At 68.0% G+C, this 22008-nt stretch carries 21 protein-coding genes; 11 read left to right on the forward strand and 10 right to left on the reverse strand.

The annotated features are described in order from the left end of the window. Nucleotides 1-207 precede the first annotated feature (207 nt). On the reverse strand, nucleotides 208-441 hold the full coding sequence (locus NL1_RS22855) for a metallothionein (protein ID WP_067842864.1): 234 nt from the start codon (nucleotides 439-441) through the stop codon (nucleotides 208-210). A 92-nt stretch (nucleotides 442-533) separates the two neighbouring features. Here NL1_RS22855 and NL1_RS22860 point away from each other — a divergent pair, with 92 nt between their 5' ends. Next, nucleotides 534-929, forward strand: a complete 396-nt coding sequence (locus tag NL1_RS22860; RefSeq protein ID WP_218024475.1) for an ankyrin repeat domain-containing protein — start codon at nucleotides 534-536, stop codon at nucleotides 927-929. Between the two features lie 23 nt (nucleotides 930-952). On the opposite strand, the gene NL1_RS22865 is transcribed toward NL1_RS22860, so the two are convergent. After that, on the reverse strand, nucleotides 953-2326 hold the full coding sequence (locus tag NL1_RS22865) for an FAD-dependent oxidoreductase (RefSeq protein WP_067842870.1): 1374 nt from the start codon (nucleotides 2324-2326) through the stop codon (nucleotides 953-955). A 311-nt stretch (nucleotides 2327-2637) separates the two neighbouring features. Here NL1_RS22865 and NL1_RS22870 point away from each other — a divergent pair, with 311 nt between their 5' ends. The 5 genes from NL1_RS22870 to NL1_RS22890 all read left to right on the forward strand — a co-directional run bounded on the left by NL1_RS22870 (nucleotide 2638) and on the right by NL1_RS22890 (nucleotide 7844). Beyond that, nucleotides 2638-2970, forward strand: coding sequence for a hypothetical protein (locus tag NL1_RS22870; RefSeq protein WP_067842874.1), 333 nt, complete (start codon nucleotides 2638-2640; stop codon nucleotides 2968-2970). Nucleotides 2971-3070: 100 nt separating this feature from the next. After that, nucleotides 3071-4630, forward strand: a complete 1560-nt coding sequence (locus NL1_RS22875) for an amino acid permease (protein ID WP_067842877.1) — start codon at nucleotides 3071-3073, stop codon at nucleotides 4628-4630. Between the two features lie 97 nt (nucleotides 4631-4727). Continuing rightward, on the forward strand, nucleotides 4728-5900 hold the full coding sequence (locus NL1_RS22880; RefSeq protein WP_067842880.1) for an IS4 family transposase: 1173 nt from the start codon (nucleotides 4728-4730) through the stop codon (nucleotides 5898-5900). 176 nt (nucleotides 5901-6076) lie between these two features. After that, nucleotides 6077-6949: an SGNH/GDSL hydrolase family protein gene (locus tag NL1_RS22885; RefSeq protein WP_067842883.1), complete on the forward strand. Its 873-nt coding sequence runs from the start codon at nucleotides 6077-6079 to the stop codon at nucleotides 6947-6949. A 202-nt stretch (nucleotides 6950-7151) separates the two neighbouring features. Beyond that, entirely contained in the window at nucleotides 7152-7844 is a 693-nt protein-coding gene (locus NL1_RS22890; protein ID WP_067842886.1) for a hypothetical protein, read from the forward strand. Between the two features lie 7 nt (nucleotides 7845-7851). Here NL1_RS22890 and NL1_RS22895 read toward each other — a convergent pair whose 3' ends face one another. Both NL1_RS22895 and NL1_RS22900 read right to left on the reverse strand, forming a co-directional pair. Further along, entirely contained in the window at nucleotides 7852-8334 is a 483-nt protein-coding gene (locus NL1_RS22895) for a carboxymuconolactone decarboxylase family protein (protein WP_067842890.1), read from the reverse strand. Next, the gene (locus tag NL1_RS22900; RefSeq protein WP_067842894.1) at nucleotides 8331-9410 is read right to left on the reverse strand and encodes an NAD(P)H-dependent amine dehydrogenase family protein; all 1080 of its coding nucleotides are present in this window, start codon (nucleotides 9408-9410) and stop codon (nucleotides 8331-8333) included. Before NL1_RS22900 ends, NL1_RS22895 begins: the two co-directional genes overlap by 4 nt. A 417-nt stretch (nucleotides 9411-9827) precedes the next feature. Here NL1_RS22900 and NL1_RS22905 point away from each other — a divergent pair, with 417 nt between their 5' ends. Further along, complete coding sequence (locus tag NL1_RS22905) at nucleotides 9828-10823, forward strand: tetratricopeptide repeat protein (protein ID WP_067842897.1); 996 nt, start codon at nucleotides 9828-9830, stop codon at nucleotides 10821-10823. Here the strand turns inward: NL1_RS22905 and ybiA are convergent. Next, nucleotides 10817-11368 (reverse strand): riboflavin biosynthesis intermediates N-glycosidase, encoded by a 552-nt coding sequence (ybiA, locus tag NL1_RS22910; RefSeq protein WP_067842900.1) that lies wholly within the window; start codon nucleotides 11366-11368, stop codon nucleotides 10817-10819. The genes NL1_RS22905 and ybiA overlap by 7 nt on opposite strands. A 344-nt stretch (nucleotides 11369-11712) precedes the next feature. On the opposite strand from ybiA, the gene erm reads away from it, so the two are divergent. Both erm and NL1_RS22920 read left to right on the forward strand, forming a co-directional pair. Continuing rightward, the gene (gene erm / locus NL1_RS22915; protein WP_084510874.1) at nucleotides 11713-12525 is read left to right on the forward strand and encodes a 23S ribosomal RNA methyltransferase Erm; all 813 of its coding nucleotides are present in this window, start codon (nucleotides 11713-11715) and stop codon (nucleotides 12523-12525) included. Between the two features lie 67 nt (nucleotides 12526-12592). Further along, a complete protein-coding gene (locus NL1_RS22920; RefSeq protein WP_084510875.1) occupies nucleotides 12593-14845 on the forward strand; it encodes a serine/threonine-protein kinase in 2253 nt (750 codons plus the stop codon). Here NL1_RS22920 and NL1_RS22925 read toward each other — a convergent pair whose 3' ends face one another. Then, nucleotides 14846-16897: an AMP-binding protein gene (locus NL1_RS22925; protein ID WP_067842996.1), complete on the reverse strand. Its 2052-nt coding sequence runs from the start codon at nucleotides 16895-16897 to the stop codon at nucleotides 14846-14848. Nucleotides 16898-17132: 235 nt separating this feature from the next. Here NL1_RS22925 and NL1_RS22930 point away from each other — a divergent pair, with 235 nt between their 5' ends. Together NL1_RS22930 and NL1_RS22935 are read left to right on the forward strand one after the other, a co-directional pair. Beyond that, entirely contained in the window at nucleotides 17133-17354 is a 222-nt protein-coding gene (locus NL1_RS22930; RefSeq protein ID WP_067842903.1) for a hypothetical protein, read from the forward strand. After that, a complete protein-coding gene (locus NL1_RS22935) occupies nucleotides 17354-18577 on the forward strand; it encodes a hypothetical protein (protein ID WP_067842906.1) in 1224 nt (407 codons plus the stop codon). The genes NL1_RS22930 and NL1_RS22935 overlap by 1 nt, the downstream gene beginning before the upstream one ends. 153 nt (nucleotides 18578-18730) lie before the next feature. Here the strand turns inward: NL1_RS22935 and thpD are convergent, their stop codons facing one another. The 4 genes from thpD to ectA are packed head-to-tail and all read right to left on the reverse strand — an operon-like array spanning nucleotide 18731 to nucleotide 21926. Then, on the reverse strand, nucleotides 18731-19627 hold the full coding sequence (thpD, locus tag NL1_RS22940; RefSeq protein WP_084510876.1) for an ectoine hydroxylase: 897 nt from the start codon (nucleotides 19625-19627) through the stop codon (nucleotides 18731-18733). Between the two features lie 15 nt (nucleotides 19628-19642). Continuing rightward, a complete protein-coding gene (locus NL1_RS22945) occupies nucleotides 19643-20038 on the reverse strand; it encodes an ectoine synthase (RefSeq protein ID WP_067842909.1) in 396 nt (131 codons plus the stop codon). After that, complete coding sequence (gene ectB / locus NL1_RS22950; protein WP_067842913.1) at nucleotides 20035-21345, reverse strand: diaminobutyrate--2-oxoglutarate transaminase; 1311 nt, start codon at nucleotides 21343-21345, stop codon at nucleotides 20035-20037. Before ectB ends, NL1_RS22945 begins: the two co-directional genes overlap by 4 nt. Then, on the reverse strand, nucleotides 21342-21926 hold the full coding sequence (gene ectA, locus NL1_RS22955) for a diaminobutyrate acetyltransferase (protein ID WP_084510877.1): 585 nt from the start codon (nucleotides 21924-21926) through the stop codon (nucleotides 21342-21344). Before ectA ends, ectB begins: the two co-directional genes overlap by 4 nt. Between the last annotated feature and the right edge of the window lie 82 nt (nucleotides 21927-22008).

A 22008-nucleotide genomic window follows, 5' to 3' on the forward strand; every position in this document is an offset into this window, starting at 1 on the left:
CGTATTCGGCGAAGGTCCCGCGGGCGACTACCGGGTGGTCGCCACGGTGCATCCGTCGGCGGTGTTGCGGACACGCACCCGATCGCGCGAAGGCCTACGCGGGGCTCGTCGCGGATCTGCGAATTGCGCGTGCCGCAATGGGCGCGGGCTGAGCGCGGGTCGTCGACATCTTGCCTGCCGCCGACCCGCGCCGGAACGCCGTCCGCGTCAGATGTGGTCGACGAGTTCTCGGAAGCCCGCCATATGCGCACAGTGCGCGCAGCAGAAGATCCGCTCGCCCGCCTGCACGCCGTGGCCGAGAATCCGGCACGAGCAGTGCTCGCAGATCGGCGCGAGCGCGGTGACCGCGCACTCGAAGCTGTCGAACGTCGCCGACGAGCCGTTTCGGGTGACCGTGAACGTCTTCTCGTAGTCGTTGCCGCAGGTGTCGCATACCGGCATCGAGCTCACCTCCTGGTTGTCGTGGTTCGGCGTGGTCTGCTGCCGCGGTACCCGACGTCCGCCCCGCGAAACCGGGAACCTGGTAGGAAGGGCTGGTGAGCCCAGACGATTCCGATGCGGACAAAGTGATCGAACTGGCGGGCAAGGTCTTCGACCTGGCGCGCCACGGCGACGCCGACGCGCTGGCCGGGTACGTCGACGCCGGAGTACCCGCGGACCTCACCAACGACCACGGCGACACTCTCGTCATGCTCGCCGCCTACCACGGTCACCGCGACGCGGTCGCGGTGCTGCTGGTGCGCGGCGCCGACCCCAACCGCGCCAACGACAAGGGCCAGACGCCGCTGGCGGGCGCGGTGTTCAAGGGCGAGGACGAGATCGTCCGCCTGCTCGTCGCGGCGGGCGCCGATCCGGACGCGGGTACCCCCTCGGCGAGAGAAGCGGCCACCATGTTCGGCAAGACGGACCTGCTCGACGCGCTGAACTGAGCCGCGGGATTTCCGGACCGGACTCAGCCGCGCCGCTGCACCGCCGACACGGCCTTGCGCGCCGCGACCAGCACCGGGTCCCACACCGGTGAGAACGGTGGCGCGTAGCCGAGATCCAGGGCGGTCATCTGCTCGACCGTCATTCGGGCGGTGAGCGCGACCGCGGCGATGTCAACCCGCTTGCCCGCGCCCTCGCGACCCACTATCTGCGTACCGAGCAACCGCCCGGTGCGCCGTTCGGCCAGCATCTTCACGGTCATGGGCGCGGGCTCGGGGTAATAGCCCGCGCGGCTGGTGGATTCGATCGTGACGGTCACGTACTGCAAGCCCGCCGCGTGCGCGTCTTTCTCGCGCAGACCGGTCCTGGCCACCTCGAGATCGCAGACCTTGCTCACGGCGGTGCCGACCACGCCGGGGAAGGTCGCGTAGCCCCCGCCGATGTTCGCGCCGATGATCTGGCCGTGCTTGTTGGCGTGGGTGCCCAGCGCGATGTGCCGCAGACGGCCGGAGACCAGGTCGAGGACCTCCACGCAGTCGCCGCCCGCCCAGATGTTCTCGTGGCCGTGCACCCGCATGGACAGGTCGGTCAGCAGGCCGCTGTACTCGCCGAGCGGCAGACCCGCGGCGCGAGCCAGCGCGGTTTCGGGGCGGACGCCGATGCCGAGCACCACCACGTCGGCCGGATACTCGCCCTCGGCGGTGGCGACGGCGCGGACGCGGCCGCTGTCATCGGTGCGTATCTCGGTGACCTCCGCCCCGCCGACGATCTCGATACCCAAGCCGCACATGGCCGTTCGGACCAGCGCTCCCATATCCGGATCGAGCGTCGACATCGGTTCGACGCCGCGATCGAGGACCGTCACCTCGTAGCCGCGGTTGATCAACGCCTCCGACATCTCCACGCCGATATAGCCCGCACCGACCACCACGGCGCGCTTGCCCTCGGTCGCGTCCAGCGTGTCGATGAGCGCCTGACCGTCGTCGAGGGTCTGCACGCCGTGCACCCCCGCGGCGTCGATGCCGGGCAGCTCGGGCCGGATCGGGCGCGCGCCGGTGGCGATCACGAGTTTGTCGTAGCCGGTCCACGATTCGGCGCCGGACCCGAGGTCGCGGACCCGGACGCGACGTCCGGCCACGTCGATCTCGATCACCTCGGTGTGCAGGCGCAGATCGATGTCGCGGGCGCGGTGTTCGTCGGCGGTGCGCGCGATGAGCGCGTCCCGTTCGGGGACCAGCCCGCCCACCCAGTACGGGATCCCGCACGCGGAATAGGAGGTGAAGCCGCCGCGCTCGAACACGACGATCTCCAGCTCTCGCGGGCCGGCCATGCGGCGGGCCTGGGAAGCCGCCGACATACCCGCCGCGTCCGCGCCGATGACGACCAGACGTTCGCTCATGCCTGCGCCTCGCTGGCGCTCGGCTCCGGCATGCGCGACGCGCGCTGGCACACGATTCGCTCACTGCGTTCGCTCATGCCTGCGCCTCGCCGGCGCTCGGCTCCGGCATGCGCGACGCGCGCTGGCACACGATTCGCTCACTGCGTTCGCTCATGAGGGTCACGCTACGTGGCAGGACGCCGCGCTTGCGGGTCGGATACGGGTGCGATAGGTTGCCCGTCGCTGGGGGCGGGGTCGTCCGCGTGACGGCCGCCGCCGGAGGTCGCCGCGGGTCGTCCGGATCGCCCGGACGAAAGCAGGGGTGAAGTTCGATGGGTAGCGCACGGGAACTGCTTGCGGGTCTGGGGATCCCGCTGCTGGTGTTCGCGGCGGTCGCGTTCGTCTTGGCCGCGAGCTGGCGACTGGCGAATCCTCCTGCCGCGAATACCGATCTGGCTACGCGCTGGGACCGCAAGCTCACCGATCTCGGCCTCGTTCTCGCGGCGGTCGGCATCGTCGCCTCCGTCGCGGGATTGGTGCCGGTGCGCTCCCCCGGCGGCGGCGAGCCGGCCGGTCCGTGCCCGGCCGAGTCGGCGAAGCTCGGCTGGGAGCACGGGCCGGCCGGAGACTGCGCCCGCGCCGACGGCGGCGATCCGGCCCGCTGAACCCAGTGTCCGTTTTACGCCACGGTCGAGCCGGGTTTACTTCACACTGAGCTTCTGGCAAACACTGTATGAGGGCAGTGTTTTCACTTCGGGAGCGATCATGACCGAAACCCCGTCACCGTCCGACGACGAACGCAGGCTCGCTGAACTCGGTTACAAACAGGATCTCGCACGATCCTGGTCCGGATTCTCCAACTTCGCCATCAGTTTCACCATCGTCTCCATTCTCACCGGCGGATTGGCCAGTTACGGAATCGGATTGGCGAACGGCGGTCCGATCACCATGGCGTGGGGCTGGCCGCTGGTGTCGATCATGGTGCTGTTCGTCGGCCTGGCCATGGCCGAATTGGCCTCCGCCTACCCCACCTCCGGTGGACTCTACTGGTGGGCCTCGGAATTGGGCGGCCCGGTGTGGGGCTGGTTCACCGGGTGGTTCAATCTCATCGGCCAGATCGCGGTGACCGCCGCCATCGATTACGGCGCAGCGATTTTCACCACCGTGGTGCTGAACGTGATCGGCATCGACATCGGCACCGACCGCACGGCGATCTTTCTGGTCTTCGCGGCGATTCTGGTGCTGCACGCGGTGTTGAACGTGATCGGTCCGCACCTGTCGGCGGTCATCAACAATATCTCCGCGTGGTGGCACGTCGGCGGCGTCGCGATCTTCGTGCTCGTGCTCGGTTTCGGCGCGAAGAACCACCAGAGCGTCGGATTCGTGTTCACCGAGACCGTCGACAACAGCGCCGTCGGCTTCGGCGGCGTGGCATTCAGCTTCCTGCTCGGCCTGTTGCACGCGCAATACACGTTCACCGGCTACGACGCCTCCGCGCACATGTCCGAGGAAACCCACGACGCCGCACGCGCGGCGGCCAAGGGCATCATCAACACCATTCTGGTCTCCGCGGTCGCGGGCTATCTGCTCATCCTCGCCGTCACTTTCGCCATTCCGAATCTGGACGACGCGCTGGATCCGGAGAAGAACAGCGGCTATCCGGTGATCTACATTCTGGAGAATTCGCTCGACTCGTTCTGGTCGGGCCTGTTGCTGATCATCGCGGCCGTTGCGCAGCTGTTCTGCGGATACGCCTCGGTGACCTCCGCCTCCCGGATGCTGTTCGCGTTCTCCCGCGACGGCGCGGTGCCCGGTTCGGCCTACTGGTCGAAGCTTTCGGCGAAGAAGGTGCCGGTGCACGCGGTGCTGTTCATCTCGTTCTTCGCGTTCGTGCTGCTGATTCCGTCGATGCTGGTGCCCGCCGCGAACGCGCCGACGGCCTACGCCGCGGCGACCTCGGTGGCCACCATCGGCCTCTATATCGCCTATGGAATCCCGATCCTGCTGCGGCAATCGCACGGCTCGCGTTTCCAGACCGGCCCGTGGCAACTCGGGAAATGGTATCGGCCCGTCGGAATCGTCGCGTTGGCGTGGATCGCGGTGATCAGCGTGTTGTTCATCCTGCCCACCGACGACCGCGGTTACCCCTGGAACGGCGAATTCACCTGGACCACGGTGAATTACGCGCCACTGACCTTGGTGGGGGTGGTGGGTGCGATCGCCGTCTGGTGGTTCGTCTCGGCCCGGCGCTGGTTCACCGGGCCGAAGCGCACGGTCGGTGAGACCACCGATCCGAGCGGTGACGAGACGCCCGTCAACGCCTGACGCGCGGCGGCGCGGGTCGCGGAAATTCACTACATGAGACACATTCTTGACTGGGAAATTGTTTACTTAATTTCGCGGTCGTGGATATTCTCGCGCTGTGCCGCGTGCGCGATCGGTGAAGCCGCAGACTGATCAGCGGTTGTCCGACCACGTCGCATTGGCCGTGTTGACCAGGGTATTTGCGCCCGAGGTAGTCGACGAGGTGCTGGTCGAGTGTGGACGGGTCGAGCGCCGGAATCGAATGCTGCCCGCGCGGGTGGTGGTCTACTACGTGCTCGCGCTGGCACTGTTCGCGTCCTGCTCGTACGAGCAGGTGATGCGCAAGCTCGCGGCCGGGCTCGCGTGGGCGTCGGGATGGTCTGATCAGTGGACGATCCCGACGAAGGCCGCCTTGTTCCAGGCCCGTAAGCGGCTGGGCCCGGAACCGCTGCGCGCGTTGTACGAGAAGGTGGCCGTGCCACTGTCCGATGCACGAGTCCCGCGAGGTTTCTACCGGTCGTGGCGACTGATGAGCCTCCACGGAGCAACCCTGGATGCGCCGGCCAGCGACGCGAATATCGCGCACTTCGGCCGGACGCCGTCTCCTCGGGGTGGCCGGGGCGCGGTGGTCCCTCGGGTGCGGGTCCTGGGGCTGGTCGAGCTGGGTTCGCACGCGATCATCGATGCCGCGCTCGGGACCTTCGAGCAGCATGATCAGACGCTGACCGAATCGGTGGTGCGGTCGCTGCACCCGGCGATGCTGCTGCTCGCCGACCGCACCTTCTTCAGCTACCGCCTCTGGGACCTGTGCCGATCCTCCGGCGCGGACCTGCTGTGGCGGATGCCGTCCGTTTTCGCCCTTCCTGTCGAAAAACGTTATCCAGATGGGTCTTTCGCTTCCCACCTGCGTCCTTGGGCACGTGACGGCGACGCAGCGGGCATCGCTGTGCGCGTCGTCGAGTTCGTCCGCACCCCTTCCAGCTCCGCGGACCATCCCGAGGAGCGAATCGACCGGCTGTTGACCACCATCACCGATCCCGAGGCGGCACCCGCGAACGAGCTGGCCCGGTTGTATGCACAGCGGGGGGAGATCGAGTTCATCTTCGGCGGGCTCGAGACCCACCGACGCGGCCGCGGGGTGGTGCTGCGGTCGAAGACACCCGACGGAGTGCTCCAGGAGGTCTACGGCCACCTGTGCGTGCACTACGCGATCCGCGGCCTGATGCATTCGGCGGCAACCGATTCCGGCAACATCCCGGACGGGCTGTCGTTCATTCGCCCCTCCGGGTAAGTCTTGCGTAGAAAACCCACATCGCCCCAACTCGTCCCGCGTCGACCGCGCCCTGGGCCAATTAAGTAAACAACGGGTGATTGATGCACGTTGCGAAACCGTGTGCGCCGTGTCACAGTTCCTTCGCCAGATCGTTACCAATCGGTAACTGCAAATGTTCGATGCAGGAGTTTTCTATGGTCACGGCTGTTCGCACGCGGATCGCTGCAGCACTCACCACGGCTATCACGGCGGGCGTTGCCCTCGCTGCGGCCATCCCGGCTCAGGCCACCCCCAGCCTGAGCCCCTACGTCGCCATGGGCGACAGCTACAGCGCGGGATCGGGCATCCTTCCGCCCGATCTCACTGTCACCCCGGTGTGCGCGCGGACCACCCGCAACTATCCGAACCTCATCGCCGACGCACTCGGCATCGAGTCGTTCACCGACGTCACCTGCGCCAACGCCAAGACCCAGGACTTCTACGACAAGCAGTACCCCAGCCTGATCCCGCAGCTCGACGCCGTCACCCAGGACACCAAGCTCGTCACCCTGACCATCGGCGGCAACAACAACGACACCCTGATCAAGGTGATCTCCTCCTGCATCACCGCGGGGACCGGGACCGCGGGCTTCGGCAGTCCCTGCAAGACCCTTTACGGCGACAAGTTCACCAACGACATCTCGAACAAGACCTACCCCGACGTGAAGAAGGCGCTCACCGACATCCATGCCAAGGCGCCGTCCGCGAAGGTCGTCATTCTGGCGTACCCCCAGGTCATGCCCGAGGACAACAGCAACTGCTTCCTGACGATGCCGATCGCCAAGGGCGACGTCCCCTACATCAACAACATCCAGGACACCCTCAACGGCGTCGTCAAGCGCGCCGCCGACGAGACGGGTACCACCTTCGTCGACATGCAGAGTTCCATCGGCCACGACGCCTGCAAGCCCATCGGCACCCGCTGGGTCGAGCCTGCCGTGTGGGGTACGAACTTCGTGCCGATCCACCCGAACGCGCTCGGCATGGAGAAGATGGCGGAACAGGCATTGGCCGCGATCGGAGGCTGACATCCGAATATCGAACGGGCGTCCGTCATCGCCTGACGCGCGGCGGTGGCGCGGGTTGCCCCCGCGCTGCCGTTTGCCAATTGTCAGCAAAACGACGAGCGAACTTTCCGCAGCGCTAAGGTTTGTGTAAAAGTTTGCGACTCCGCCCATTTCGCATATTCGCCGGGGTGCGTCGGCGGCTCGGCGCGGTTAGTTTGGTTGGGTGAGTTACGAGTACGTCGTCGTACCCGCGGGGGTCGTCGCATCGGCGGTGGAAGTGCCGTCCTATTTCCGATCACAACAGGGACGGCCCGTCGACGACGATCTGCGGATCATCGTGCTCACGGGGTTGGCGGCGTGGAATGCGGCGATCCCGGCTTCACGGCCGCACGCCGCCGTGCGGATCGAGGCGGCGGGCGGCGCGGTACGGGTCACGGCCGCCGACGATGTGGATCGCAGGCGGTCCAGGGGGTCGGCGACCGACTATGCGGCGGGCCCGGTGCGGCAGTTGCTCGAGGATCTGATCACTGGCTTCGACTACGAGCTGTACGACGGGCACAACCACACCCTTACCCCGGCCCCGGAATTCCGCGTCGTCGACGTCGATATCGGTGGCGAGCGCAGCTACCGGTCGATGACGAAAAGCCAAGTGTTCTCATGGATTCCGAAGCTCGCCGAACTCGCCTCGACGCCGTTCCTCATCGTCAGCCGCACCGACGACCGGGAGACGTTCATCCAGACCTATCGCGGCGCGCCGACGAACTACACCCTGGAAATCCACGACAGCGCCCACACCGACCATTTCTTCGCGGCGGCGTTCTCGGACCCGCACCTCGTCGCACGGCTGATCTGGGAGTGGGCCAACGACGACTGGTCCACCTTGGACCGCGTGGAATGGATACGGGAAGAGAAGTAGGCCGGAATCAGGAGTGGCCGGGCAGCACGCACGCGGTGTCCAGGCCGAGCACGTGATTCAGCCGCCCGAACGCGAGCCAGGACCCGATGCTCATGCTGAGTTCCACGATCTCGGTCTGGCTGTAGTGGGCCTTCATCCGCGCCCAGAATTCCTCGTCCAGATTGTGGTGGTCGGTGGCGTAGCGTTCGGCGTACTCGGCGGCCAGGCGGGTGCGATCGTCGAAGGCGTCGGTGGTGCGCCACGCGGTCACCGCGTCGGCGAATTCCTTCTCGACCTTGACGCCGTCGCGCTCGGTGCGCCAGTCCAGACAGAAGATGCACCCGTTGATCTGGGCGATGCGCAGCCGGGCCGCCTCGAATTCGCGCAGGCCGAGCGTGCTGTGCTCGTACACCGCCAGCGAGAAGCCGGACGCGGCGATGCCGATGCCGGGGACCATCTCTCCCCACACGTAACCGATGGGATCCTTGCCGGCGGGGACGTCGACGATCATGAGTGCTTCCTTCCGAGTTTGCCGACCGCTGGGCGCAGCGGGACGTCGAGTGCGTCGTAGAGACCTGGTTCCGCGTCGACGAGCCAGTCGATGGCGCCGACCAGCCTGCCCACCGCGGTGGCGTTGCCGCCCGCGGAGCGGTTGCCGCCCTCGTCGATGGCCTCGACCGTCACCTCGATGCGCGGGCGGCCCTCGATGATCACCCGGTGGGCGCCGTCGCCGTCGGCCGGCGCGGGCCAGTCGGGCGCGCAGGAGGCGTGAATGCGGGTGACATGCTCGACGACGATGCGCGGTTCGCCGCCGACGATGCCCTGCACCTCGAAACGCACTGCGCCCTGGGTGCCTTCGGCGAACTCGCCCATCTTCGCCGTCTGCACGGTGGTCTCCAGCGGGCGGCGGTCCAGGGTCTCGCGGATCTCGTCGAGTTCCACGCCGAGCGCGCGGGCCATCAGCCGAATCTGGCCGCCCCACACCATGGTCGGCACCGTCGGGGCGAGCATCGGCGGCTGGTAGTCCATCGGCTGGCCCATGCCGACCAGATAGCGCACCGAGTCGGGCTGGTCGTAGGTGGTGTAGTCGAAGATCTCCTGGCAGCGCACCACATCCACGGTGCTCGCGAGCCCGCTGACCAGCAGCGGCAGCACATCGTTGCCCCAACCGGGGTCGACGCCGGAGACGAACAGCGATCCGCCGCCTTCGGCGATGGCGGCCAGCACCGGATCGCGCAATTCCGGTGGCGCGCTGCGCGGGTCGTAGAGGGCGTAGAGCGCCGGGGTGACCACGACAGCGCCCGCGCGGATGGCCTGCACGACGTCGGCGAGGGCCGCGTCCGGCCGGATGTCGCCCGAGGCGGCGTAGACGACCGCACGCGGGCGCGCGGCGAGCACAGCATCGATGTCGTCGGTGGCGGCGACGCCCAGCTCGCGGTCGAGATCGGCGAGCGCGCCCGCGTCGCATCCGACCTTGGCGGGATTGTGGACGAGCACGCCGGTGAGTTCCAGCGCCGGGTGGGCATCGACGGCACGAATGGCGGCGCGGCCGACATTGCCGGTGCCCCAGACGATCGTGGGGATCATCGCGCGAGCGTAGCAAGCGCTTGGTTCGGTGTCCGCGAGTTCGCAAGATCGAGCTCACTTTCGGTGAGCGGGACCGGTGCGCGTGAGGTAACGTGAGGGCTAGTCAGCGCCCGATGATGGCGCTTCGCCGTTCGGCATCTTCGAATCAGAAGAACATTATCTGTAACCCAAGGTTACATGTAACCCTTAGTTGCACATACTTTCTTTCCGTTCGGAACCTGTTCGCCACCGCGTGCCGCACCCCCGAAAATCGCCTTCTGAGCGGCCAAAGAACTCAACTTCGTAACAGTCCTGCAAGGGAGAGCCGATCGGCGCCGGATTGGACCGCCGACGGCGGTCGCGACTAGTACGGTATAGCCCGCCGCGAGGCACAGACGTGAGGACGAGCATCCGGCGGGAAAGGCGGGACGCCAACATATGAACGAGCCGTATTCGCAATGGCATGCCCAGAATTCGGCCACCGACCCGCCTCTCGCCGCGCGCTACCAGAGCGCCGATCCGATTCGCTGGAACGGCAGCATGGTCTACCCGATGTACACCGAGCGTTTCGGGCAGGCGACCACCCAGCTCAGCATGACCCTGCTGTCGGCGGCGCCCCCCGCCGGGCTGCGCGGACACGGTATGGGGCTCTCGGTGATCGATGGGTACGTCGACCTCGAAGGGCGCAAGCTCGAGAGCATCGACGTGTGGAGCGACGGGTTCATCCGCGGCACCACCGTGACACTCGTGCCGACCGGGCCCGATGCGCTGTTCACGCTGACACCCGTCTGGGTGGATCGCTCCGGCGTGCAGCGCTCGTGGATGGGCAACTACGGCATCCTCATCGAAGACACCCCCGACGGCCGGATTGCGCTGTGGTGCAGCGTCGGCGAGGGGCCGCCCAACTTCGCCAACCTGGTCGTCGGTCTCGCAACCACGGCCGCTCCTGTCGTCGATACACCGAAAGAACCTGTGGCCGAAACGATTACGAACACCGCTATGCCCACCCCGCCACACGGGACAGCCTCGGCCGCCCCCGAATCCGCCGCGTGGCCGGACGACGATCTCGGAGGGCACCTACCCCAGACCGAACGCGGAGCCGAGACCGGATATCGCAGCGCGCTCTACGATCTCGGCGTCGCCATGTTCGGGCGCGGCGAGGAAGAGCAGGCGTGCGGACTGTGGGCGCAGGCGGCCCAAGCCGGACACCCGGGCGCGGGCTACGATCTCGGCGTCGTGCTGTTCCGGCGCGGCGATCTCGGTGGGGCCGAAGGCTGGTGGCGCACGGCCGCCGAACTGCGCGACATACGCGCGATGGCAGGGCTCGCCGAATTGCTGGACCGGCGCGGCGATCACGCGGAGGCCCGGATGTGGCGCGCCCGCGCCGCCGACGAGCGAGCCGCCGAAGCCGGTCAGCCCATCGGCCCCTACTGAACCGCGCGGAGCTCCTCCCGTACCCGCATCAGCGCGAAACCGAGCAGGTTGGCGCCACGCCAGCGCGTCGGTTCCGCGAGATCCGGGTGATCGGCGGCCAATCCGATCCCCCAGACCCGGTCCACCGGACTGGCCTCGACCAGCACGCGGACGCCGGTGCCGAGCAGGAATCGGCGCAGCTCGTCGTGGCGGCCGAACTTCGCCAGGTTTCCGGCGACGACGATCTCGAAACATTCGGCCTCCCAGCGCTTCTCGTCGAAGCCGCGAACCTGGCGACCGAGGTCCTTGGCCTGCTTGGGATGCCCGGCGGCGAGCACTTTCACCGCGGTCTCGGTGTCGTCGAACAGCAGCGCCTTGCGCCACATCATGTAGTGCTCGGCCGTCGGGAACGGCGTGCCGTCCACGTCGAACGGCGCGGGCCACCACTGGCTGAAGCAGCCCTTGCCGACGCTGCCGTCGGCCTGCGGGCGATGGCCCCAGAACGGCAGATACTTCACGGCGCCACCCGCCGCGGTGAATCGGATCAGATCGTCGACCGAACGCATGGTCGCGAGTCTGCCCGACGGGGCACGATGCACGCCTCCGATTAATCGCGAAGTGATCGCCGGAAAAGGAGTGGCATCGGATCTGGGCCCGCCGGTAGGTTGGCCGCCATGGGAGGTCCAGGCATGAACGGAGCGTGCGCGGTCGGCGCGTTCTACATTCGGCTGCGCGCGGAGGCCCCGGCCTTGCCAGCGCACCGCATCGCTCCGGTATCACTCTGATCCGGCTCCCTCGGCGCTGAACGCGCCGCACGACGACCGCGCGTCCGCGGTCTGTCGACCGTGCCCTGGCATGGGTCCGGGCGAATCACCTTTCCTGATTCGGCCACTCCGTTCGGAGGACACCCATGTCCCGCCCTCGTTCCCTGCCGCGCGCCCGCGACGCGCGCGATCACTCCGGCCTCAGCGCGCGCAAGCGGCTGAGCCAGAACTTCCTCGCCGACGCGGGCACCGCGCGCCTGCTGGTACGCGCGTCCGGCATCGGCTCCCGGGATCTCGTGCTCGAGATCGGACCCGGCGCGGGCATGCTGACGCGTCAGCTCGCAGGCGCGGCCGGTCGCGTGCTCGCCTACGAGATCGACCCGCACTACGCGGCGCTGCTGCGCAAGCGCTACGCCGCCGATGACAGGGTCCGCTGTTTCCAGGCGGATTTCCGGTCGGTGACCGCGCCGCGCGAACCGTTCGCGGTCGTCGCCAACATCCCCTACGCCAGCACCACCGACATCGTTCGCTGGTGCCTCGCCGCGCGGCACCTGACCTCGGCGACCCTCCTGACCCAGCTGGAATTCGCGCGCAAGCACTCCGGCGGCTACGGCCGCTGGAGCAAGCTGGCGATCACGCACTGGCCGAGCACCGAGTTCGCGATGGGTCCGCGCGTGGACCGCACGTGTTTCCGCCCGGTTCCGCGAGTCGACTCGGCGGTGCTGCACCTGCGCAACCGGCCGCGACCGCTGCTCGCCCCGGGGGCGCTGCGGGAGTATCGGCGCCTGGTGGAACTCGGCTTCTCCGGCGTCGGCGGCTCGCTCGCCGCGTCGTTGGCGACCGCATTTCCGTCTCGCCGAGTGCGTGCGGCTTGCCGGATCGCGGGCGTGCCGACCGACGAACCGGTGGGCACGATCGACCCGGAACGGTGGATCGCACTCCATCGGATCCTGTCGTGACGCCGCTTCGCCGATCTCGTTCCAGAATGCGCGGGCCGCCGACCCGGCGCGGCGTTAGTATGCGCACATGGCACACCCCGCTACACCTGTGCCGGGGGCGACGGTCGCACCGGCCTCGTCGCCCGCGGCGGCGGGGCGTGGCACCGGTGTCGCGGAGGTGGTGGCCCGGTTCGTGGAGGCATGGCGGGACGCGCCGACGCCACCGGACTTGCCTGCGTTCTTGCCCGACTCCCCCGCCATCCGCCGGGTGTCGCTGATCGAGCTGATCAAGGTCGATCTGGTGAATCGGTGGTCACGCAACACCGAACCGAAGCGGCTCGCGGAATACGTCGAGGAACTGCCCGAGCTGAGCACTTGGCCGTTGCCGCCGGATCTCATCTACGAGGAGTTCCACGTCCGCAGGCAGGCGGGCAGCTCGGTGCAGGTCGGCGAATACACCTCGGCGTATCCGGCGCAGGCCCAAGAGCTTTCGGAGATGCTGGCGACCGACGACTATCACAGCACCATGCTGACGGCCGCCACCGAACCGGTCCGCCTCGACGACATCGACGTCGGCCAGCGCATCGACGACTTCGACTTGATGACCAGCCTCGGCCGCGGCGCCTTCGCGCGGGTGTTCCTGGCCAGGCAGCGGTCCATGCAGCGGCTGGTCGCTGTGAAGATCTCGCACGACAAAGGCTCGGAGCCGCAAACCCTGGCCCAGCTCGACCACGAGTACATCGTGCGGGTCTTCGATCAGCGGGTGCTGCCCTCGCGCCGGTTGCGCCTGCTCTATATGCAGTACGTGCCGGGCGGCACGCTGTTCTCGGTGCTGGAGCGGGTGCGCGCGACGCCGCCCGCCGAACGCAGCGGTGCGATGCTGCTGGACGTCGTGGACGCGGTGCTGGCGGGCAAAGGTGAGATCACACGGGTCGAGTCGTCGGTGCGCGCCGAACTGGCCACGTTGTCGTGGCCGGAGACGATTGCCTGGCTAGGCCGCCGACTGGCCGAAGCGCTGGACTACGCGGGCCGCTCCGGGGTGCTGCATCGCGACATCAAACCCGCGAACGTCCTGCTGACCGCGGAGGGCATCCCGAAGCTCGCCGATTTCAACATCAGCTTCAGCGGCAACGTCTCCGGCGCCAGCCCGGTGGCCTACTTCGGCGGTTCGCTGGCGTACATGTCGCCGGAGCAGCTGGCGGCCGTACATCCCGACAAGCCCGCCACGGCAGCCGATCTCGATACCCGCGCCGATCTGTACTCGCTGGCGGTGGTGCTGTGGGAGCTGTTGACGGGCAGCAAGCCCTTCCACGACGAGTCGGTGACCGGAGGCGACCGCACCACCCTGGACGGCATGCTCGGTCGTCGCGCCGCGGGCCCGGCCGCGCTGCCCTACGAGGATCTGCCGCCGGATTGCCCGGCCGCGCTGCGCCGCACGCTGGTGCGTGCGCTCGAACCCGATCCCGACCGGCGCTGGGCGACCGGCGCGGACATGGCCCAGCAGCTCGACGTCTGCCTGGACGCCCGCGCCCGCGACCTGGTCGATCCGCCGCCGGGCAGCTGGCGATTGCGGGCCCGGCTGATGATGATTCCGGTCATGGCCGTCGCCATCGGCATCCCGAACTCGCTGGCCATCCTCTACAGCTATCACCACAACCGGACGTTGATCATCGACAAACTCGACGATCGGGCCCAGCGGCAATTCGAAGAGATCGCGGTGAACGCCTACGGTCTGTGCTTCCTGATCGGCTTCATCGTCACCAATGTGCTGATCGCCGGCCCCATGTTCATCGCCTTCGGGCTGCACAGGGGTCGCGAGTACGACGCGGCTCGGCTCGCCAGGGCACGTTCGGACACCTTGCAACTCGCCCAGCGCAACGTGCTGACGTGCTTCGCGCTGTGGACGTTGTCCGGCGTCGTCGTGCCGGCGACGGTGCAGGCTTCGGGCAGCCAACTCAGCGCCGACGCCTACCTGCACTTCTTCATCACCCAGATCGTGTGCGGCGCCATCGCGATGGCCTACCCGTACTTCCTGGTCAGCTTCTACGCCGTGCGCAGCCTGTATCCGATGTTCCTGCCGCACGGCGGTCTCGGCCAGGCGGACACCGACCAGTTGGAGCGGCTGGACCAGCGCAGTACCTACTTCCTCGCCATCGCCGCCGCGGTGCCGTTGCTCGGCGTCGCGGGCGCGACCTTCATTCCCGCCGAGGACATTCCGTCGGTCATCGTGGCGCTGCGCGTGCTGTGCGTGGGCAGCGCCGCGGCCTTCGTCGGCGTGTACTGGTTGTTCCGGATGCTGGAGAAGGACCTGGCCGCGCTGGAGCGCATCGTCGCGCGGTGATCAGCCGGGACGGACGAGAGCGCGCTTGAGTATTTTGCCGGTCGCGTTCCGCGGCAGCGCGTCGAGGAACGTCACGTCGCGCGGCACGGAGAACCGGCTGAGCCGATGCCGGATGTAGTCGCACACCATGTCGCGATCCAGCCCGGCACCCTCGCGGGTCACCACGAACGCGGCGAGGCGCTGGCCGAACTCCCGGTCCGGCACGCCGACCACGGCCACCTCACTGACCTGCGGGAGGCGCAGCAACGCCTCCTCCACCGGGCGCGGGAAGACGTTCTCGCCGCCGGAGATGATCATTTCGTCGTCGCGGCCCGCGACGTACACCAGACCGTCGGCGTCGACGTACCCGAGATCGCCGGTGTCGAGCATGCCGCCCGATTCGGTGGGCGGCGCGGCATCGGTGTAGCCGTCGAAGAGCATGTGGTTGTTGACGAAGATGCGCCCGGTCACCCCGCGCGGCACCGGGCGCAGATCCGCGTCGAGCACCGCCACTTTCGTGCCGAGCGGCGGGCGGCCCGCGGTGGTCGGCGCGGCGCGCAGGTCGGCGGGATCGGCGATGGTCGCCCAGGACACTTCGGTGGAGCCGTAGATGTTGTAGAGGATGTCGCCGAAGGCGTCCATGAATCGCAGCACCGCCGAACCGGAGAGCGGCGCACCGCAACTGGCCACGATGCGCAGGCACGAGGTGTCGTAGCGAGCCCTGACGTGCGCGGGCAGATCCAGAATGCGGTTCACCATCACCGGCACCACCACCATTGCGGTGACGCGGTACTCATCGATCAGCCGCAGGCATTCCTCGGCGTCGAAGCGCTCGGTGAGCAGCACGCTCGCCCGGATCGGCGTGCTGATCTGCAGCGCGGCCAGGCCCCAGGTGTGGAACAGCGGCGCCGGGATGAGCATCGTCTCGTCCATCCGGAACGGAATGCGCGAGAGCAGGGCGGCGACGGTGCCGAAACCCTTGGGCTGCGGGCGTCGTGCGCTCTTCGGTGCGCCGCTGGTGCCCGAGGTGAGCACGATCAGCCGTCCGGGTTGCGGTGGCCTGGTGAAGGGCGGGGTGTCCCACGCGACCAGGTCGTCGACCGTCGCCGGGCCGCCCTGATACGGGTCGGAGGTGGAGTAGCGCGGCAGCTCGGGCGACACCGAACGCAGGAGCGGATCGAACTCGTCGTCGCGGAATATCGCGGCGAGATCGTGCTTTTCGACCACCTCGCGAATCTGGCGCGCCGAAAGCCCGGTGTTCAGCAGCACGGCGTCGACGCCGACTTTGCCCGCAGCGACCATGCATTCCACCATGGCGGCGCTGTTGCGGCAGAGCACCCCGATCGCGCTGCCCTCCCCTACGCCGGCCGCCACCAGCGCGCCTGCCAGCCGATGGGTGCGGCTGTGCACTTCGGCGAAGGTGTAGGTGGTGCGCGCGTCGACGAGCGCGGGACGCTTCGGGGTGTAGGCCGCGGCGGCCGCGTAGCCGCCCGCCAGCGTGAAGCCCCATTTGGCCAGTCCGCCCAGCTGTTTGAGCCCGCGGTCGGGTCGGTAACTGCGCACCACGCCGGTGGTGACCAGCTGCCGTGCGATGCCGACCTGCAGCCGCGCCAGGGAGTCCTCGCCGTTGACCAGCACCGAGGTCGGCGCACCGCGCAGCGCGTCGGCGATCCGGTCGAGGCCCGCCCTGGTCCACGCGATCACCTGGGCTTTGTCGAACGCGGCGATGCTCGGATGTACCCGTCCCACACCGACATAAGTCACCGTCGCCCGGGTCTGTCGCGCGTCGCCGCGCAGCCGCACCGAGGCGAATCCGCCCGCGGCGCGACATTGAAATTCGAGTATTTCGCGCTCCCGCGCGACAACCAGATGAATGGGCGGTACGGTGATCTCGATGTCGGGTCCACCGGCGCGGATTATCAGAACGGTTTGCGTTTCTGATGTTTCGGTGCGTTCACAGGATCCGACCCCCTGAAACATTCGCGCGTAGGTCTGCGACTCGGTGAGCAGATCCCACATCGCCCTGCGGTCGACGGCGTACTCGGCATCGACGGTGATGACATCGGTAACCAACTGTGTGCATTTCTCTCCGGCCCACCCGTGTGCGCGGGTCGGCGTGGTCACGTATTTGTACCGATGAGTAACAGTTAGGTCAAGGCCCGGTGTTGCGCCAGGGAAGGGCCGGTGACTTTTCGGTCGAATGTCCAATTTTGGGAATCCGTCCCGCATTTCGTGCGGACCTGCACAATGTGATCGAGAAGAGCTTCGCGGCCGCACCCGGTCGACGGGACTGCACGACGGGAGAACGATGACCGCCAGAGCCGACCTGGAGCATGAATTGGGCGGACCGCTGGCGGCCCTCGATCTGCTGACCGATCAGGAGATCGGAGACTTGGCCGCGACGGTCGACGCCGCGCTGCGCACCGAGACCGCCACCCTCACCGACTCCGTCGACGCGGTGGTGAGCGCCCTGCCGTGGCCGCTGCGCACGGCGGCCAAGAAGATCATGTTCGGAAACCGGCTCGGCTGATGAGCGACCTGGTCACCAGGGCCCAGATCGTCCTGCTCGCCCGCACCCTGCACGTCCCCGCCGAGCGTCTCGCGCACTTCGAGAAACTCGGCGCCGCACGGTTACACGAACTGCAACAGCGCATCGCGCGCCGGATCTTCGACGAACACGCGACCACCTTCCGGCGCCTCGCCATGCTGGTTCCGGTGATTCCGCTGAGCATCTCGCTGCCGTTGGTTCAGCGCGTGGTGCCGCCGACGATGGCGGGGCGCGCCGCGGGCGCGGTCGGCGTCCAGCATCCGAAGAAGGCCGCCGAGGCGCTCGGCATGCTCGACGTCTCCTACGCCGCCGACTGCGTGCCGTACGTGGATCCGCGCACGGTGGGCGCGCTGGCCGATGTCGCGCCGCCCGGGCCGGTCGTTGCCATCACCAACGAGCTGCTGCGCCGCGGCGACTACGTCACCGCGGGACCGTTCCTCGCCTACGCCACACCGGCTCTCATCCGCGCCGTGGAAGCCGGGGTGCACGACGACGAGGGCATGATCCGGTCGGCCGCCTATGCCTATTCGGGCGCGAACATCAGTGCCATCATCCGGCACATGCTGCACGGTCCCGCGCAACGAATCCCGCGCCTGACCGCCGCCGTCCTGTCCGGCTCCGCGGAGCTGCGGTCGACCGCGCTGTCGGTGTACGCGCGCTGCGACGAGGACGTGATCGCCGCGCTCGGTGACGTCACCTTCGATGTCGGCTCGCCCGAGCAGAACGCCGACTTCGTCCGTGTCGCGGTCGAGGCGGGCGCGGTCCGCGAATTGCTCACGTTCACCGGGCATCTCGGCCCCTCGGCACTGGACACGCTGGCCGCCAATCCGGTCACCGGCGACCACGCCGTCATGTCGGCGCTGGTGGCCGAGGTCGCCGAGCGGCCCGAACCCGCGACGCTGCGCGGTCTGGTGAACCTGCTGGAGCGCACCGACGCCGAGACGACGCGGCGCTGGGGCAGGCGGTTGTTCGAATCGGACGACCCGGTGCTCGCCGAATTGCCCGCGATCGTCACCGAGGCCAGGCTCTGGCCCGCGCTGCTGCGGATCCTGGCCGAGATCGACGCCGAGACGCAGACCCGTCTCGGCGAGGTGTGGGCGAAACTGCCCGCCGCGGAACGGGACATGCTCGAACGGCGGGTTCGCGAGCTGCGGCTGGACACCCGCCTCGCCACGCTCACCGTCACGATGAACATCTACGGCTGACGTCGTCGCCCATCGGAACAGCCGAAAACACCGCGCCGTGCGCGTCTCCCTGCGGGACGCGCACGGCGCGGTGTCGGAATCCCGCACGACACTGTGCGAAATCCCGCCGCGGCGCCGACCCGACATCACACGCCGCGGCGTCGGATCACCCGGCTATACCGGCGTGAAATCCCGGCTGCCGATGTAGGTGGGGCGCCGCCCCGGCGCGGCGAACGGCTCCTCCAAGGTGTTCTCCACGCTGTTGAACACCAGGAAGATGTTCGAGCGCGGGAACGGAGTGATGTTGTTGGACGAGCCGTGCATGATGTTCGAGTCGAACAGCAGCGCCGACCCCGCTCGGCCGGTGAACTGCACGATGCCGTACTTGCTCGCCAGCGTCGCGATGTCGTCGGTGGTCGGCACCCCGATCTCCTGCTCCTGCAACGATTCCCGGTAGTGCTCGGCGGGTGTGCTGCCCTGGCACGGCACGAAGGTGCGGTGCGAGCCCGGCATCACCATCAGACTCCCGTTGACGGGGTGATTGTCGGTCAGCGCGATCGACAGACTCACCGCGCGCGGGCGCGGCATGCCGTCCTCGGCGTGCCAGGTCTCGAAATCCGAATGCCAGTAGAAGCCCGTGCCGCGGAAACCCGGCATGTAGTTGATCCGGGTCTGGTGCAGGTAGACCTCCGATCCGAGCACCTGCCTGGCCAGCCCGGCCACCCGCGATTCGCGCACCAGATCGGCCACCGCGCCGCTGAGCTCGTGCACCTCGAAGATGGACCTGACCCGCCGCGAGGTCTTCTCGACGATGAGCCGGTCGTCCTCGGCGAGTGCGGGATCAGCGGCGAGCCTGGTGATCTCGGCACTGAACAGCGCTATCTCGTCGGCGCTGAGCAGATCCTCGACGACCGCGAAACCGTCGCGATCGAACGTGGCCAGCTCCTCGGACTCGAGGTCGCCCCACACCGTCGGATCGGGTCGTTCGATGTGCCGTGCGCGCGCACCGGTGCGGGTGGGATACCGATCGATGCGCTCGACCTCGTCGCGCTCGACGGTCTGTGGTAACACTTCTCACCGCTCCTTTCAGCCGATCGGCGCCGCGACCAGCGGATAGACGCCGTTGCTGTCGTGAACCTCCTGCCCGGTGACCGGCGGGTTGAACACACACATCATCCGCATCGTGCTGCGCACCTCGAGACGGTGGCGTTCGTGGCCGTCGAGCAGGTACATGGATCCGGGGCCGAGCTCGTAGGTGACGTCGTTGTCCAGGTCCGTGAGCGTGCCCTCGCCCTCGATCAACCACACCGCTTCCACGTGGTGGCGGTAGTGGAACTCGTGCACGGTGCCTTCCGCGATGGTGGTCTCGTGGAAGGAGAACCCGACGCCGTCGCCGCCGAGCACGATGCGCTTGCTGCGCCAGCCCGTACCCGCGACGTCGCGGTCGGTCCCGGTGATCTCCGCGGTGCTGCGCACGATCACTGCAGCTCACCTCCCTCGACCGGGCCGCGGTGGTGCAGACGGCCCCACCCGGTGCACACCGTGTCGATGGCGCCGGTGAGCAGCTGCAGACCGTGGTCGAGCTCCTCGTCGGTGATCGTCAACGGCGGCAACAGCTTCACCACCTCGTCGGTGGAACCGGAGGTCTCCACCAGCAAGCCGCGTTCGAAGGCCACCTGGCAGACCTTGCCCGCCTGCGACGGGTCGTCGAAGGCGATGCCGTGCACCAGGCCGCGCCCGCGCGTCGACAGGCCGGGGAAGTGATCGGCCACCTCGCCGAGCGACTGCGCGATGCGGGTGCCCTTGTCCTGCGTCGCGTTCTCCAGCGCGTCGTCGGACCAGTAGTGCTGCAGCGCGGTCTGGGCGGTGACGAAGGCCGGGTTGTTGCCGCGGAAGGTGCCGTTGTGCTCACCGGGCGCCCACTGGTCCAGCTCCGGCTTGAAAAGCACCAGCGCCATGGGCAATCCGTAGCCGCCGATCGACTTGGACAGCGTCACGATGTCGGGGGTGATCCCGGCGACCTCGAAGGAGAAGAACGGACCGGTCCGTCCGCAGCCCATCTGCACGTCGTCGACGATCAGCAGGATCTCGCGCGCCTCGCACAGCATCGCGAGGTGCCGAAGCCATTCCGCGCGAGCGACGTTCACGCCGCCCTCGCCCTGCACCGTCTCCACGATCACCGCGGCGGGACGGTCGAAGCCCGAGGAGGTGTCGTCGAGCACCCGCTCCATCCACTGGAAGTCGGCGGTGGTGTTGTCGAAGTACCCGTCGTAGGGCATGTGCGCCGCGTGCACCAGCGGCACGCCCGCGCCCGCTCGCTTGGCGGCGTTGCCGGTCACCGACAGCGCGCCGAGGGTCATGCCGTGGAAGGCGTTGGTGAAGCTGAGAATGGTCTCCCTGCCGGTCACCTTGCGAGCCAGCTTGAGCGCCGCCTCGACGGCGTTGGCACCGGTCGGCCCGGGGAACTGCACCTTGTAGTCCAGGTCGCGGGGCGCGAAGACGGTGTCGCGCAGGGTCTCCAGCAGCTTGCGCTTGGCCGCGGTGGACATGTCGAGGCCGTGCGTGATGCCGTCACCGGCGATGTAGTCCAGCAGCGGCTGCTTGAGGACCGGGTTGTTGTGGCCGTAGTTCAGCGCGCCTGCGCCGGCGAAGAAGTCGAGGTAGTCCTTGCCGTCCTCGTCGCGCAGCCAGGTGCCCTTCGCGGTGGTGAACACGGTGGGCCAGGCGCGGCAGTAGCCGCGGACATTCGATTCCAGTGACTCGAAGACGGTGGTTTCGGCGGTGATCATCGAAGCTCCTTCTCAGGCTTTCGCTGTGCGGTCGGCACGATGCGATAGAGGTCTTCCGCGGCGTGGTTGTCGGGGAAGACGCCAGGATCGAACAAGGGGCGCTTGGTCATCCGCGCGTCGCGACCGCGGGCCACCGCCGCGAACATCGCGACCGAGGCGGGATTGTCCGGCGAGACGGTGGTTTCCAGCGCCGTGACCCCGTGCGGGGCGACGGCGTCGAGCAGGTGCTCGATCATCGCGGTGCCGGTGCCCCGGCCGCGCTCGCTGTGCGAAACCGCCACCTGCCAGACGAATACGGTGTCCGGCGCTTGCGGACGCAGGTAGCCGATGACGAAGCCGACGACTCTGCCGTCCACCTCGGCGACCACCGTCGTGCCGGGGAAGTCCCGACACCACAGCAGGTACGCGTAGCTCGAGTTGGTGTCGAGCACGTGCGAATCCTTGGCGATCCGCCAGATCTGGGCGGCATCGCCCAGCTGTGGCGCGCGCAGGAGTGGAACACCGATTCGGTCGGATCTGCGCCATGCCGACGGGATGTCGGCGCGATCGATCGTTTCCGTGGACAAGGTTGGCAGTGACATACAACTCCCAGGTCGGGTCTGCAGTACTTGTCCAGCTTTGCCAACCAACTTTGAGCTGAAGTGGTCGATCTCTTTGCGGTTG

It is taken from the genome of Nocardia lijiangensis NBRC 108240 (assembly GCF_001613045.1).
GTDB classification, from domain to species: Bacteria; Actinomycetota; Actinomycetes; order Mycobacteriales; family Mycobacteriaceae; genus Nocardia; species Nocardia lijiangensis.

What these genes read in the sequence shown, in the direction of transcription:
- NL1_RS22855 (WP_067842864.1), bottom strand. Translation starts at nt 441, where the DNA reads ATGCCGGTATGCGACACCTGCGGCAACGACTACGAGAAGACGTTCACG.
- NL1_RS22865 (WP_067842870.1), bottom strand. Translation starts at nt 2,326, where the DNA reads ATGAGCGAACGTCTGGTCGTCATCGGCGCGGACGCGGCGGGTATGTCG.
- NL1_RS22870 (WP_067842874.1), top strand. Translation starts at nt 2,638, where the DNA reads ATGGGTAGCGCACGGGAACTGCTTGCGGGTCTGGGGATCCCGCTGCTG.
- NL1_RS22875 (WP_067842877.1), top strand. Translation starts at nt 3,071, where the DNA reads ATGACCGAAACCCCGTCACCGTCCGACGACGAACGCAGGCTCGCTGAA.
- NL1_RS22885 (WP_067842883.1), top strand. Translation starts at nt 6,077, where the DNA reads ATGGTCACGGCTGTTCGCACGCGGATCGCTGCAGCACTCACCACGGCT.
- NL1_RS22895 (WP_067842890.1), bottom strand. Translation starts at nt 8,334, where the DNA reads ATGATCGTCGACGTCCCCGCCGGCAAGGATCCCATCGGTTACGTGTGG.
- NL1_RS22900 (WP_067842894.1), bottom strand. Translation starts at nt 9,410, where the DNA reads ATGATCCCCACGATCGTCTGGGGCACCGGCAATGTCGGCCGCGCCGCC.
- NL1_RS22905 (WP_067842897.1), top strand. Translation starts at nt 9,828, where the DNA reads ATGAACGAGCCGTATTCGCAATGGCATGCCCAGAATTCGGCCACCGAC.
- ybiA (WP_067842900.1), bottom strand. Translation starts at nt 11,368, where the DNA reads ATGCGTTCGGTCGACGATCTGATCCGATTCACCGCGGCGGGTGGCGCC.
- erm (WP_084510874.1), top strand. Translation starts at nt 11,713, where the DNA reads ATGTCCCGCCCTCGTTCCCTGCCGCGCGCCCGCGACGCGCGCGATCAC.
- NL1_RS22920 (WP_084510875.1), top strand. Translation starts at nt 12,593, where the DNA reads ATGGCACACCCCGCTACACCTGTGCCGGGGGCGACGGTCGCACCGGCC.
- NL1_RS22930 (WP_067842903.1), top strand. Translation starts at nt 17,133, where the DNA reads ATGACCGCCAGAGCCGACCTGGAGCATGAATTGGGCGGACCGCTGGCG.
- NL1_RS22935 (WP_067842906.1), top strand. Translation starts at nt 17,354, where the DNA reads ATGAGCGACCTGGTCACCAGGGCCCAGATCGTCCTGCTCGCCCGCACC.
- ectB (WP_067842913.1), bottom strand. Translation starts at nt 21,345, where the DNA reads ATGATCACCGCCGAAACCACCGTCTTCGAGTCACTGGAATCGAATGTC.
- ectA (WP_084510877.1), bottom strand. Translation starts at nt 21,926, where the DNA reads ATGTCACTGCCAACCTTGTCCACGGAAACGATCGATCGCGCCGACATC.